The organism is Streptomyces eurocidicus (assembly GCF_002891295.1).
Lineage (GTDB): Bacteria > Actinomycetota > Actinomycetes > Streptomycetales > Streptomycetaceae > Streptomyces > Streptomyces eurocidicus.
On the sequence record NZ_LGUI01000006.1, the window covers coordinates 300,431 to 313,761 of the forward strand.

14 protein-coding genes are annotated in these 13,331 nt (G+C 73.7%); 4 read left to right on the forward strand and 10 right to left on the reverse strand.

Features of this window, described 5'->3' with window-relative positions; all coding sequences use genetic code 11:
* Positions 1-68: 68 nt before the first annotated feature.
* The 7 genes from AF335_RS20630 to AF335_RS20665 all read right to left on the reverse strand — a co-directional run bounded on the left by AF335_RS20630 (position 69) and on the right by AF335_RS20665 (position 6,266).
* A complete protein-coding gene (locus tag AF335_RS20630) occupies positions 69-620 on the reverse strand; it encodes a S26 family signal peptidase (protein ID WP_211304127.1) in 552 nt (183 codons plus the stop codon).
* A complete protein-coding gene (locus AF335_RS20635; protein ID WP_102919904.1) occupies positions 617-2,569 on the reverse strand; it encodes an ABC transporter ATP-binding protein in 1,953 nt (650 codons plus the stop codon). Before AF335_RS20635 ends, AF335_RS20630 begins: the two co-directional genes overlap by 4 nt.
* Positions 2,566-3,117, reverse strand: a complete 552-nt coding sequence (locus AF335_RS20640; RefSeq protein WP_102919905.1) for a TlpA disulfide reductase family protein — start codon at positions 3,115-3,117, stop codon at positions 2,566-2,568. The genes AF335_RS20635 and AF335_RS20640 overlap by 4 nt, the downstream gene beginning before the upstream one ends.
* Positions 3,118-3,194: 77 nt before the next feature.
* Positions 3,195-3,761: a MauE/DoxX family redox-associated membrane protein gene (locus AF335_RS20645; protein ID WP_102919906.1), complete on the reverse strand. Its 567-nt coding sequence runs from the start codon at positions 3,759-3,761 to the stop codon at positions 3,195-3,197.
* A 215-nt stretch (positions 3,762-3,976) separates the two neighbouring features.
* On the reverse strand, positions 3,977-4,174 hold the full coding sequence (locus AF335_RS20650) for a hypothetical protein (RefSeq protein ID WP_102919907.1): 198 nt from the start codon (positions 4,172-4,174) through the stop codon (positions 3,977-3,979).
* Between the two features lie 843 nt (positions 4,175-5,017).
* Positions 5,018-5,989 (reverse strand): endonuclease/exonuclease/phosphatase family protein, encoded by a 972-nt coding sequence (locus AF335_RS20660; protein ID WP_102920109.1) that lies wholly within the window; start codon positions 5,987-5,989, stop codon positions 5,018-5,020.
* 61 nt (positions 5,990-6,050) lie between these two features.
* The gene (locus tag AF335_RS20665) at positions 6,051-6,266 is read right to left on the reverse strand and encodes a type II toxin-antitoxin system VapB family antitoxin (RefSeq protein WP_102919909.1); all 216 of its coding nucleotides are present in this window, start codon (positions 6,264-6,266) and stop codon (positions 6,051-6,053) included.
* A 380-nt stretch (positions 6,267-6,646) separates the two neighbouring features.
* Between AF335_RS20665 and AF335_RS20670 the strand changes: the two genes are divergently transcribed.
* The 4 genes from AF335_RS20670 to AF335_RS20685 all read left to right on the forward strand — a co-directional run bounded on the left by AF335_RS20670 (position 6,647) and on the right by AF335_RS20685 (position 10,903).
* Positions 6,647-7,603, forward strand: coding sequence for a hypothetical protein (locus AF335_RS20670; RefSeq protein WP_184744008.1), 957 nt, complete (start codon positions 6,647-6,649; stop codon positions 7,601-7,603).
* Positions 7,604-7,806: 203 nt separating this feature from the next.
* Positions 7,807-9,258, forward strand: a complete 1,452-nt coding sequence (locus tag AF335_RS20675; RefSeq protein WP_102920111.1) for an amino acid permease — start codon at positions 7,807-7,809, stop codon at positions 9,256-9,258.
* A gap of 96 nt (positions 9,259-9,354) precedes the next feature.
* Positions 9,355-10,212, forward strand: a complete 858-nt coding sequence (locus tag AF335_RS20680) for a GNAT family N-acetyltransferase (protein ID WP_102919910.1) — start codon at positions 9,355-9,357, stop codon at positions 10,210-10,212.
* 337 nt (positions 10,213-10,549) lie between these two features.
* The gene (locus AF335_RS20685; protein ID WP_211304128.1) at positions 10,550-10,903 is read left to right on the forward strand and encodes a VOC family protein; all 354 of its coding nucleotides are present in this window, start codon (positions 10,550-10,552) and stop codon (positions 10,901-10,903) included.
* Between the two features lie 52 nt (positions 10,904-10,955).
* Here the strand turns inward: AF335_RS20685 and AF335_RS20690 are convergent, their stop codons facing one another.
* From AF335_RS20690 to AF335_RS20700, 3 genes are read right to left on the reverse strand one after another with little or no spacing between them, the layout of a single operon-like run.
* Positions 10,956-11,183, reverse strand: a complete 228-nt coding sequence (locus AF335_RS20690; protein WP_102919912.1) for a hypothetical protein — start codon at positions 11,181-11,183, stop codon at positions 10,956-10,958.
* Complete coding sequence (locus AF335_RS20695) at positions 11,180-12,208, reverse strand: FecCD family ABC transporter permease (protein WP_244927109.1); 1,029 nt, start codon at positions 12,206-12,208, stop codon at positions 11,180-11,182. Before AF335_RS20695 ends, AF335_RS20690 begins: the two co-directional genes overlap by 4 nt.
* A 44-nt stretch (positions 12,209-12,252) precedes the next feature.
* Entirely contained in the window at positions 12,253-13,323 is a 1,071-nt protein-coding gene (locus tag AF335_RS20700; RefSeq protein WP_102919913.1) for a FecCD family ABC transporter permease, read from the reverse strand.
* Between the last annotated feature and the right edge of the window lie 8 nt (positions 13,324-13,331).

A 13,331-nucleotide genomic window follows, 5' to 3' on the forward strand; every position in this document is an offset into this window, starting at 1 on the left:
AAACGCAAAGGTATTTTCTCCCCGCAGCCTCCGGGCCGCAGGGTTCGGGGCCGTCGGGCCCCGAGATCTCAGGTCCGCCGGGGTGACTTCGCCCGCCGTGCCCCGGTGGGCCGTTCGCGGGCGCCGCCGGAGAACCGGCGCAGCACCGTGCCCAGCACCCGGTCGGCCGGGAAGTACCCCACGTCCGCGGAATCGAAGCTGACCTTCCGATTGTCCCCGAGCAGGACGAGCCGGTCCGCCGGCACCCGCTCCTCGGGCACCCCGGCCAGGGACCGGACCCGGTCGCGCGGCACCGGGTCACCGGCCACCGCGGCCACCCGCTTGATGAGCCACTGCCGGTCGCGGACCTCGGCGGCGCCGGCCGCGGACCGCACCGGCGGCCCGGCCCACGCGCCACCGCCGGCCGGCCGCTCCGCCACCACCACCTGGCCCACCGACGGGCGCGGGCCGCGTCGTACCAGGACCCTGTCGCCGTCCCGGAAGGCCGGCGCCATGCTCGCCCCGCGCACGGTGACCACGACCAGACCGCGTGCCAGGGAGACCAGGGCGACCAGCCCCAGGACGGCAGCGACGACGGCCGCGCAGCCCAGCGCCGTCCACCAGGCGACCGCCGCCGTCACCGGGCGCCTCCGGCCGCCGGATGCCCCCGAGGGGACTCCCCGGTGAACGCGGGCTCCGCGCGGTATCCCGCCGCCTGCAGGGCGAACAGCCGCGCGTACCGCCCGCCGGACCTGATCAGTTCGCCGTGCGGGCCCTGCTCCACGACGCGCCCGTCCTCCAGTACGGCGATGACGTCGGCGTCCCGCACCGCCCCGAGCCGGTGCGAGATGAGCAGGCTCGTCCGCTCGCCGCGATGCCGCCGCAGCGCCGTGTGGACCTCGTGCTCCGCCTCGGCGTCGAGGCCGGCCGAGGGCTCGTCGAGGATCATCAGGTCCCCCTGGTCCCGGAGGAACGCGCGGGCGAGCGCGAGCCGCTGCCGCTGGCCGCCGGAGAGCACGACGCCGGTCTCCGGGTCGTCCTTGTCGGACTCCATGAAGAACCTCCGCGACAGCAGCGTGTCGTACCCGTGGGGCAGGCCGGCCAGCTTGGGGTGGATCCCGGCGCGCTCGGCCGCCGCCCGGATCCGCGGGCGGTCGCCGAGGGCCGTCAGATCGCCGAGCGCGATGTTCTCCGCCGCCGTCATGTCGTAGTGCATGTAGTCCTGGAACACCGCGCCGATCCGCCGCCGCAGCTCCGTCACGTCGACGGTGCGGATGTCCACGCCGTCCCAGAGGATCGCCCCCCGGTCCGGGTCGTAGAACCGGCAGACCAGCTTGACCAGCGTGGACTTGCCCGCGCCGTTCAGCCCGACCAGCGCCAGCGCCTCGCCGTGCCGGAGCCGGAGGCTGGCGCCCCGCAGCACCCAGGGGTGCCCGGGCGAGTACCGGAACCAGACGTCGCGCAGCTCGATGCCGCGGGCCAGGGGCGGCAGCGCCACGGGCCGTACGGGCACGGGCAGATCGGGGCCCGCCCGCTCCACCGCCAGATAGTGGTCGAACATCAGCAGCGCCCGGTGGGCGCGGGCCACCTCGCCCGCCAGCCCGGCCAGGGCGCCCTGCACCCCGGTCACGGCGGCCACGAACATGACGACGTCGCCGGGCGACAGGGTCCCGGCGTGCGCGGCGCCCACGGCCCACAGCAGCCCGCCGCCCGACACGCCCGCGGCCAGCAGCCCGAGACCCGACTGGACCAGGGCCTCCCGCCGGTCCACCGCCCGTTTCGCGGCGTCGGCCGTCCGCCGGTCCGCCAGCATCCGGCCGCGCAGGAAGGCGCCGGTGCCGAAGAGCCGGATCTCCTTGGCCGCCTCCACACTGGACAGCAGCTCGCCGTAGAACATCTGTCTACGCTCGACCGGCCCGACCTCCCAGAGGGTCCGTGCCTTGCGCCGGGCCATCGCGACCTCGGACAGCAGGGTGGGTACGGCGGCCGCCAGCACCAGGCCGGTCATCAACGGGCTGAGCACGGCCAGCGAACCGAGGAAGCCCCCGATCGTGAGCACGGCCCGGACGATGCCGACGGCCCCGTCGACGGCCTGGTTGGGGCTGCCGCCCCCGGCGCCCTGCGCGAGCCGCAGCCGGTCGAGGAACCGGGGGTTCTCGAACCGGCCCAGGCCGGCGAACCCCTCCACCGCCGTGTACAGCCGGTCCTCCGCGAGCAGCCCCACCCTCCGGTCGAGCTCCGCGCGCAGGTACTGGCCGATCTGGGGCACCACGCCGAGGACCACGCCCGACGCGGCGAGCCCCGCGCCCAGGGCGACCAGCCGTCCCCGGGGCGCGTCCGCGCTCAGGGCGTCCAGCAGCAGCTTGGTCAGCCAGGCGGTGGTCACGGGGAGCGCGCCGACCGCCAGGGTGAGCAGCAGGTGCAGGGCGAGCGGGCCGGGCGCCGCGCGGGCCACCAGGGCGCCGGCCGCGGCGGTACGGCGCAGCACGGCGGCGGGGCCCGCGGGGCCCGCGGGCTCCCGGTCGGCCTCGTCCGCGACCCGGCCGGCGGGTCCGCCGGGTCCCGGCCCGCCCGGGCCCGGCTCGCTCATGCCGCCACGGTGGGCAGTTCCAGGTCCACCCGGTTCCCCGCGACCACGACACGGCCGCGGCCGTCCCGGGTGACCTTGAGCACCGTCGGGAAGCCCTTGATCCGGAACGCGGTGGTCAGGGCGGTGTCGCTGCCCTCGACGACGACCCGCGCCACCGGGCGGAGGCCCTCGACCTGCTCCGTGGCCAGTTCGGGGGCGCCGACCACCACGGCCAGCACCCGCTCCCGGCCGCGGCCCCCGGCCCGCGCGTACGCGACGAACTGCGGCAGCATCTCGTGGCAGGGCGCGCAGTTGGGCGAGAAGAACGCCACCAGGGTGTCCCCGCGCAGCGATTCACGGGTCAGCGCCTCACCGTCGACGGCGACGGCGGTGAACTCGCCGACCTCCTCGCCCACACCGATGACGGGCGGCCTGCCGGGCATGTTGTCGGACACCTTGGACAGCAGCTCGGTGTGTTCCCGCAACCGCTTGACCACGCCGAGCGTGAGCAGCAGGTCGAGGGCGCAGAGCGATCCCACCAGTACCACCGCCGCGATCAGGACGGGCATCGGAGTCCTCTCCTCTGGGGTTCCTCTGGAATGCGCGTGAGGGCGCCCGGGGGCCCCGGGGCCCCCGGGCGTGCGGATCACCGGCCGCGGGCGAGGCCCGGTGCCGGGCCGACGGGCCGGAACAGATCGAGGATGTCGTCGAGCGTCACCACCAGCCCGCCCAGGAGCAGGCCGCCGGCGACCGTCACGACCACACCGCCCGGCGCGTCCGGACGGGCGCCGCCGGACGCGAGTACGGCGGCCGCACCGGTGCCCGCCGCGGCCGTGAGAGCGAGGTTCCGGACGACGTGTCTGAGGCCGAGCGGCCTCGTCGACGCGCCGAAACACCGGCAGGGCGTCCGCACGCCCCGCCGTACGGACAGCGCGATGGCGGCCGCGAACCCCGTCAGCAGGGCACCGGCCACCGCGAACCCCGCCACCGCGACCGCGTCCGGCCCGGGCGCCGCGAGCAGCAGGCACACCGCGGACTCGGCGGCCACCACGCACAGCGCCACCGGCGGGGCGGAGCGCGCCGGAACCAGCCGCAGGTCGCGCACCGAGGAGACGAAGCGGCCGAACGCCCCCCGCCCGCCCACCTTGCCGACGGTGGAGGCGAGGAACACCGCGCCGATCAGACAGCGGATCCCGAGTGCCAGATATCCCACCTGGAACGCCTCCTGTCGCCGCGGTGCGGGGCGGGTGAGTGGAGCGGGTGAGCGTCGCGGTCGCGCGGGCCCGCCGAGGGCGGGCCGCGTACGCCGACCGGGGGGCCGGTCCCGGAGCGCGGGGCTAGCCGGGAGGGGCCGTGCCGTGCCCGTGCCCGGTGGGGGCGGCGCCCCCGGTCGGCGGTCGGGACCGTACCGGGTCCGTCAGTGCCCGGTCAGCACTGACAGATGATGGTCGGGCAGCCGGACGAGTTGCAGCACGCGTAACAGGGCGCGTTGTAGCCGCACTTGCCTTCGCACTGCCAGCAGGCCCCGTAGTTGCGGCAGGCCAGGAGCTCCGCCGCGGCCGCGTCGATCTCGGGGACGAACCTGCCGAGAAGGCGGCTTCCCAGTGCCGTGAGCCGTTCGTACATTGACACACACCTCTCTTGATCGGGCCGGCGTCCTGTGCTTACGACGCTTGAGTCTCACGAGCTTGCGGCGGGGCGGGAAGTGCCGTTTCCAGCCGTGCGCGGGGAGCGCGCGGGCCGCTGCGGCGGCCGGGCCGGCAACCGGAAACGACCCTTGCCGGGTACGCGCGGCGGTGGTGGTGGCCCCGGGGCCGGCGGTGGGGGCCCGGCGGACCGGCCGCGTCCGGCAGCCCCCGGACCGGCACGTTCCCCTCCGGAAGGTGAACCACCGCCTCCGTGCCAAGGGGAGAGTGAACCCATGGCCAGAGCCCTCCGGGCCGCGCTTCTCCGCCACCGTGCCGCGCTACCGCGCCGCACCGTGGCGGCGCTTTCCGGCCGGGGTGTCACACGGGGCGCCGCGCACCCGGGGAGCCGTCCGCTCCACGGAAGGCCGCCGGACGCCAGAGCCGGTTCAGGACTTCGCCGCGGCCCCACGGGGCGTCAGGGACGCGGAGCCGACCGGGCCTCAGGGCCCGGGAACGGCCGAACGGCCTCGGTTCCCGGGCGCCGTGTAGACGCACGGGCCAGGACACCGGCTCCGGTTTTCGAACAATCGGCCCACGGAGGTCTGGCGTCCGCCTCGGCGACGGCCGGTCGCCGCACCGGCCCCCGGGCGCCGTACGGGCGCCGGGACGGCGGTGACGTGGGGCGCGGCGGCAGCGGCGCGGCCCCGGGCGGACGGGGCCGTTCCGGCCGCCGGAGGCCGGTTCTGTACGGTCCCGCCGGCCCCCGGAGCCCGGGGACGGGACCGACGGGCGGGGCCCGCCCGCCGGTCGCGCGGGGCGAGGGGAGCCCGCGCGCCCTCGGTCACAGCTCCAGCAACGCCTGTACGGGCAGGTGGTCACTGGGGAAACGGCCGTGCTCGGAGAAGGTGTTGATGTCCGCTCTGGACACGCGCACCGACGGGGAGACGAGGATCCAGTCGATGCGGTCGCCGTCGGGGACGAGCGGGCCGTAGCCGTGGAACGTGGCGTACTGCGGACCGCGCGCGGCCGCGGTGTCCCAGGTGTCGGCCAGTGCACCCTGGCCGAGCATGGCGTCGTACACCGGGTTGCGGTGGGCGGGCACGTTGAAGTCGCCCGTCACGACGCGGGGCAGGGCCGGGTCCGGGCGGCCCAGCCGATCGGTGATCAGGGCCGCGGAGCGCTCCCGCGCGTACTGATGGGCGTGGTCGAGGTGGGTGTTGAGGGCGAGGAAGCCCGCCCCCGTGCGCAGATCCGTGAAGCGGACCCACGTCGCCATGCGCACCACCGTGTTGCCCCAGGTGGACGAGCCGATCAGGGACGGGGTGCCGGACAGCCAGAAGTGGTCGTACTCCTCGGCGACGAGCCGCTCGGTGTCGTACAGCACCGCGCAGAACTCGCCGTGGCTGCCGCCCTCCCGGCCCAGCCCGACACACCCGTAACGCCGGCCGAGGTCCTCGGCGAGGTCGCGCAGCTGGCCGTGCAGGCCCTCCTGGGTGCCCAGCAGGTGCGGACGCTCGTGGCGCAGCAGGCGGCGCATCACCGGGCGGCGCTCCGACCAGGGGTGCGGGCCGGTCTCCGAGGCGTAACGGAGATTGAAGGTCATCACCCGGAGGGCGTGCGAGGCGTCCGGGGCGGGCCCGCCCCCGGCGGTCTCCGTGGCGGGGGAGACGGCGACGGGCACGGCGGCCTCGGCGCGAGGGCCGGGAGCGACGGCGGCGGCCGTGACGCCGGTGACGGTCGCCGCCGTCGCGCGCAGCGCGGCGCGCCGGCTCGGCCCGCGCGAAGGGGGAGTCCCCAGCGGAAGATGTGACATGTGCGGAACGGATGCGAACACAGTGCCCCCTGAGGCTCCTGGTTGGAATCGGTCGCCGGTGTCAGCCCTGCTGTTCCCGTGGCTCGTTCCCCGTCTCGCGCGGGGTGAGGTCCCGGTGGCCGGTACGGGCCTCCGTGCGGTGACCACGGGCGATGTAGTCGCGCACGACCGCCTCGACGGCGTCCTGGGGCGAGCTCACCCCCGCCAGGGCCATGACCTCCACCACGAGCTCGGCGTCGAGACTGACGGTGACCTCGGCGACCTTGGCCTTTGCCATCGGCGGGCCCCTTCCCGGACGGCTGCGTCGGAGCCGGACTCCAGCAAGTGTACGGAAGCCCGGCATCCGTACCCGGTCCGCTCCCGGACGGGCCCCGGCCCCCGCCCGGCGGCGCTCCGGCAGGCGGGCGCGAATTGGGGCCGGGCGCCGCGCGGTTACTCCGTACCAATGCGCCGCGCGGTGCCGAACGCGGGAATGAGAGGGGGCCCGTCTTCCTTGTCCCGTACGGGAAATGATACGGAACCAGGTATTTCGGATGGCCAGTTCCGTTTCGAGTTGATGCTCAGTAGGGTATGGCCTGCCGCCGTGGTGCTGGGGAGGGAATCCGGCTCAATTCGACATGGGCGGGTCAGAGTCGTCGGCAGGATCGGCAGGAGAACATGACCGCTGACTTATTCGAGGGGCAGTACGTGTGGCATCCGGCGGCCGACGACCGCCGGCTGGCGCGGGCGTGCGTCGACGTCCGGGCCGGACGCTACCTGAGCGCGCACGACGCCCTGGAGGAGACCCGGGGCGACTTCGGCCTGCGCGCCCACCGGTCGTCCGTCCTCGCCTCGGAGGCGGCCGACTCCGACCTGGCCGAACGCTGGCTCGCCGAGGAACCGGGGGCCGGAGCCGCGCTGCTCTGGGCCCGGGTCGCGGTGCTCCGCGCCGTCCGGGCGGCCGACACCGAGGACCAACGGGCCCTGCCGCTGGGGCGGATCGCCGTCGCGGCCTGCGACCGGGCCGCCGAGCTGGCGCCCGAGGACCCCACCCCCTGGGTGGCGAAGCTGACGCTGGCCCGCATCCACCGGCCGCGCGACCCCGCGCCGCGCGGGCTGCTCACCGCGCCGCCGGGCCCCTGGTCGCTGTTCGCCCACATCCTCCGGCTCGACCCCTGGCACCGGGAGGCGCACCACCGCTTCCTGTCCTTCTTCTTCGCCCGCCACGGCGGTTCGGCGAACGCGGCGTGGGACGTCGCCGCCTTCCTCGGCCAGCGGGCACCGTCCTCCTCGCCCCTGCGACTGCTGCCGCTGGTCACCCTGGTCGAGGACTACAACCCTGCCTCCCCGCTGGTGAACCACACCTGGGAACAGCCGCCTTGGCGGGCGACGGCCCTGGGGGTCTACCGGGACTGGCTGCCCCATGTGTCCGAATACCGCTTCACCCCCGTGCTGGACCTCGCCTATCTCGCGCACGCGCTGTTCATGGCGCAGTGCGAATTCGAGGCGCGGGCCGTCCTCACGGCCATGGGCCCGTACGCCTCCAGAATGCCCTGGAGCATGTTCGGCGACCCCGAGGAGCAACTCACCAAGGTCCGGCGCATGTGCGGCCTTCCGGTACCCGGGGCCGCCTGACGGACGTACGCCCTCGCTGCCACCCGCTTCTGCTTTTTGTCCCCTTTTCTTGTTCCTTTAGTTCTCTTGCCCCGTCCCCTGCTTCTGCTCACCTCTCAGGAAAGGTCGCGGTTGTGCCCGGTCCCGGATTTCTCGCCCGTACGAGAGCCCGTCACTCGCCCGCGGTCCCCGTCGTCCTCGACGACGACGCCACACTGCACGCCATGGGCTACCCGCGAAAACTGACCCGCCGCTTCCGGGCCTTCGACAATTTCGCGATTTCCTTCACCATCATCAACATCATCTCCGGCATCTTCTCCTCGTTCGGCTTCGGAATGGGCGCCGGCGGCCCGCGCGTGCTCGTCTTCGGCTGGATCGGCGTCTCCGTGATGGTGCTCTTCGTCGGCGCCGCGATGGCCGAGATCGCCTCCGCCTACCCGACCAGCGGCGCCCTCTACTTCTCCGCCGGCAAGCTGGCCAAGCGGCACCGCGGCGCCTGGTCCTGGTACACGGGCTGGCTGAACTTCGTCGGCCAGGTCGGCGGCACGGCCGCCACCAACTACGCCGCCGCCACCTTCATCCAGGCGTTCGTCGCCATGCAATGGCCCTCCTACCACCCGGACCCCCGGCACGCCGTCGGCATCACGGCGGTGATCCTCGTCCTCCAGGCACTGGCCAACACCTATACGGTGCAGCTGGTCGCCATAGTGAACCGGATTTCCGTGTGGTGGCTGCTGATCGGCCTGGTGGTGATCGTCGCCGCCCTGACCGTGATCCCCGACCAGCATCAGTCGGCCTCCTACGTCACCCATTTCGTCAACAACACCGGCTTCACCAACGGCATCTACGGCGGAATGCTGGGCCTGCTCGTCACCAGCTGGACCTTCACCGGATTCGACGGCAGTTTCCACATGTCCGAGGAGACCGTGAAGGCGACCGTCAACGCCCCCAGGGGCATCATGCGGGCCATCGCCTGCTCCGCGTTCACCGGCCTGATCCTCATGCTCGCCCTCGTCTACGCGATCCGCGACTACGCCAAGGAGGCGGGCGCCTCGGCGCCGCCGGTACAGATCCTCGTCGACGCGCTCGGCACGGGCACCGCGAAACTGCTCCTGCTGATCGTGATCGGCGCCATGCTCTTCTGCGGCCTGGCCAACATGACCAGCAACACCCGGCAGATCTTCGCCTTCTCCCGCGACGGCGCCATGCCCGGCTCCCGCTGGTGGCACTCGGTCTCCCCGCGCACCCGCACCCCCGTCAAGGCCGTCTGGCTCGCCGCCGCCTGCCCCCTGGTGCTGGTCCTGCCCGGCTGGTGGTCCCACACCGCCTTCACCGCCGTCGTCAGCGTCAACGTCGTCGGCCTGTTCCTCGCCTACGGCGTGCCCATCTTCCTGCGCCTGCGGCTGGACGACTTCCAGCCCGGCCCCTGGAACCTCGGCCGCTACGGCAAGCTCGTCGCGGGCATCGCCGTAACCTGGATCCTCATCAGCAACGTGCTGTTCATGCTGCCCCAGGCATCCCCGATCACCGCCACCTCGTTCAACTACGCGCCGATCGCCCTGGGCGTCGTCCTGCTCATCGCCACGGTGTGGTGGTTCGCCAGCGCCCGGCACCGCTTCCAGGGGCCCGTGAGCTACGGCCGCCCCGACGAGGTGGCGGCCATGGACCTCATCTGAACGCCGGCTGAACATCCGACCGGCCGCCGCGCACGGCCCCGGCCGTGCGCGGCCCACCGCACCCGCAACCCCGTGTGAAGGGACGAACGGAACATCATGAACCCCCTCGACGAGCTCACCGTCACCCGCGCCTCGCTGGACGACTGGCACCATGTGGCGGAGTGGGCCGCGGACGAGGGGTGGAACCCCGGCTCCGGCGACCCGGCCTGCTTCCACCCCACCGACCCCGCCGGGTTCTTCCTCGGCCGCATCGACGGGCGGCCGGTCTCGGCGCTCTCGATCGTCACCTACTCGCCGAGCTACGCGTTCCTCGGCTACTACCTCGTCCACCCCGGACACCGGCGCAAGGGACTGGGCCTGGCCACCTGGCGCGCGGCCTTCCCGCACGCCGGGGACCGTACGGTCGGCCTGGACGCCGTGCCCGAGCAGCGGGCCACGTACGAGCGCTCCGGCTTCGTCGCCGCCCATGACACCATCCGCTACACCGGCCGCCCCGAACGGAACGGCGCCCCGGTGGCGGCCGGCGTCGTGCCCGTCACCCCCGCCCACGCCGACGGGATCGCCGCCTACGACCGGGAGTGCTTCCCCGCCGACCGGCGCGCCTTCCTCACCCGCTGGCTCGGCGCCCCCGGCCACACGGCCTACGTCTCCGTACGCGACGGCGCGATCACCGGCTACGGCGTGATCCGCCCCTCGCGCGGCGGCCGGCGCATCGGCCCGCTCTTCGCCGACACGCCCTCGGACGCGGAGGCGCTGTTCGACGCGCTCACGGCGACGGTGGGCGCGGACGAGGAGGTGTGCGTCGATGTGCCGGAGCCGCATGCGGAGGGACATGCGTTGTTGAAGGGGCGGGGGTTGAAGGCGAGTTCGCATACGGTGCGGATGTATACGGGGCCCGTGCGGGAGGTTCGGGCGGATCGTGGGTACGGGGTGACGAGTCTGGAGCTGGGGTAGGTGTTCTGAGAAAGAGCTGGAGGAGCCCCGCCCGGTACGTGACCGGACGGGGCTGTCCTTCGGCTTCCGCGTCGAGCCGGCCCCAGCCCTGTACCGCTGCGGCGAGTGCGGCACTCCGGTGCGCGCGGAGCAGGCGTTCCTCGGCATCCGAGGTTGATCACGAGTCCCCGACACCGGTCTACCGGCAGATCGCAGCAGCGATCACTTCTCGCGACTTGCCGCTACCACATCGCGCCACTACACCGCTCCGGGGGACACGATCCGCACACCGGACCGGCGGTCGACGGCAGTCACCCCCGGCCCTGGCAGCCGGCCGACCCTGTTTATGCTCATGCCCATGGCACTCGAATGGGAACAGATCATCGTTGACTCCGCCGACCCCGTCGCCCTCGGGCGCTGGTGGGCCGAGGCTCTCGGCTGGGTAGTGGTCGACGAATCCGAGGAGATCATCGAGATCCGGCCTGAGCCGGACCGGATGCCGGGGCTCCTCTTCGTGCCTGTCCCCGAGGGCAAGACGTCGAAGAACCGGCTCCACCCCGACTTCCGCCCCGACGACCAGGAGGCCCAGGTCGCCCGGCTGCTCTCCCTCGGTGCCCGGCGCGCCGGCACCGTGCAGGACGAGCAGCACTGGGTGACCCTCCTCGACCCGGAGGGCAACGAATTCTGTGTCCTGGGTGAGCGGAAGAGCTGAGCGGACGGTGTCGCGCTGAGTGGTGCAGCGGCGATCTCGGCATAGCTCCTGGTCATGGGGCGGCCATCGCGCAACTCTGCGAGTAGTGACGCTCGTTGAGAGGTGACGCGATGGCCTTGTCCTTCAGGGAGCGCTGGGTCTCCTCGCCGACGCCGGGCAGGCCCAGCGCGTCGACGACCTGGTCAAAGCACTCGGCGGCGACAGCGATCGGACGGGCCCGCCTACGAGAAGGGACGGGGGCTGGGGAAAGGCTCCCGCAGGGCACCTCGTCACCCCTCACGCCCGCGACTTGCGTGACTCCGCGACCAGCAGCCCGATCAGGTACAGCCCCCCGACCGTCCCCGTCGCCGTCCCCACCGGCAGCAGCGCCGGCGAGAAGAGCCGTTGTACCGCGAAGTCGCTCGCGGCCAGCAGCACCGCACCCATGAGGGCCGCCGGGAGGAGGCCGGGGCCGGAGGAGCGGATGAGGCGGCGGGCGAGTTGGGGGGCCGCCAGGGCGACGAACCAGATCGGGCCCGTCGCGGCGGTGGCGACGGCGGCGAGGCCGACGCTCACGGCCAGCAGTACCAGCCGGGTGCGGGCCGCGTCGACGCCCAGCGCCCCGGCCGTGTCGTCGCCCATCTCCAGCAGGGACAGCCTGCGGCCGAACCGGAGGGCGATCGGGAGGAGCACCGCGAGTGCGATGCCGATCATGGTCGCCTCGTCCCAGGTGCGGCTGTTGAGGCTGCCGATCAGCCAGGTCTGCGCCGCGAGCGCGTCCTGGAGGCTCGCCCGGGTGATCAGGTAGGAGTTGGCGGCGAGCAGGATGGCGCTCACGCCGATGCCGATCACGACGAGCCGGAAGCCCTGCGAGCCCCGGGTGAACGCCAGCAGGTAGACGATCAGGGCGGTCGCCAGCCCGCCGATCAGCGCGCCCGCGGCGATCTGCGCCATGCTCCCGTGGAGCACGACGATCACGACCAGGGCCCCGGTCGCCGACCCGTTGGTGAAGCCGATGACGTCCGGGCTGCCGAGCGGGTTGCGTGACAGGCTCTGCAGGATCGCGCCGCTGACCGCCAGGGCGGCGCCGACGCCCATCGCCGTCAGCAGCCGTGGCAGGCGCAGGGTGTTGACGATGAAGTCGGCGCTCCCCGAGCCCTTGCCGACGAGCGCCTGGAACGCCTCGCCGATCGACAGCTCGAAGTCGCCGGTGGTGAGCGTGGCGCCCACGGTGACGACCAGGGCGGCCAGCAGCGCCAGGGCCACGACGACCGCGCGGAGCTCGATCCGCAGCGACACCCGCCCGCCCCGGCTGCGCACGGTCACGCCGCCGGGCGTACGGGGCTTCCGTCCGGCCTCCTGTACGGGGCTCACAGCATGACCAGCTTCCGGCGGCGGCAGAGGGCGAGGAACAAGGGGCCTCCCAGGAACGCGGTGACGATGCCCACCTGCACCTCTCCGGGGGAGCCGAGGACCCGGCCCAGGACGTCCGCGCCGATCAGCAGGATCGGCGCGAGCAGGGCGGAGTAGGCCAGCACCCACCGCTGGTCGGGGCCCACCAGGAAGCGGGCGATGTGCGGCACGGCGAGGCCGACGAAGCCGATCGGTCCCGCGGCGGCGGTCGCGGCGCCGCACAGCAGCATCACGGCGACGGCGCCGAACAGCCGGGTACGGCCTACGTGGACGCCCAGCGCCCGGCCCACCTGGTCGCCCATGGCCAGGGCGTTCAGCGGGCGGGCCAGGGCCAGCGCGATCAGGGCGCCGACGACGACGAAGGGCAGGATCACGTACACCACGTCGTACTTCCGGCCGGCGAGCGAGCCCACGGTCCAGAAGCGGAACTCGTCGAAGGCGCGCGGATGGAGCAGCAGGACCGCCGAGTTGAAGGCGTAGAGCACCGCGGTCACGGCGGCGCCGGCGACGACCAGCCGGTCGGGCGTCACCAGGCGGCGTCCCGCCGAGCCGAGGAGGTGGACGGCGACGGAGGCGAGGGCGGCGCCGAGGAAGGCGAACCACACATAGCCGAGGACCGTGCCGACGCCGAGGAAGGCGATGCCCACCACCACGCCCGTCGAGGCGCCCAGGCTCACCCCGAGCAGACCGGGGTCGGCGAGCGGATTGCGGGTCAGCGCCTGCATCAGCGCGCCGGAGAGGCCGAGGGCCACGCCGACGAGGAGGCCGAGCGCGGTCCGGGGGATCCGGTAGTCGTGGATGACGACGGCCGCGTTCGAGCCGTCGGGGTGCCAGAGCAGGCTCCAGGTCGCGGTGAAGGGGATGTCCCGGGTGCCGACCCAGATGCCGGCCAGGGACAGCAGGAGCAGCGCGGCGGCGGCGACGAGCAGCCCCAGGCCGCGCCAGGGCCCCGCCGAGGAGCCGCGGCCGGCGGGCGCCGGGAGGCCGCCGACACCGGTTCCGGGTTTGTCCGGCGCCTCGACTGACACCAAGGGCC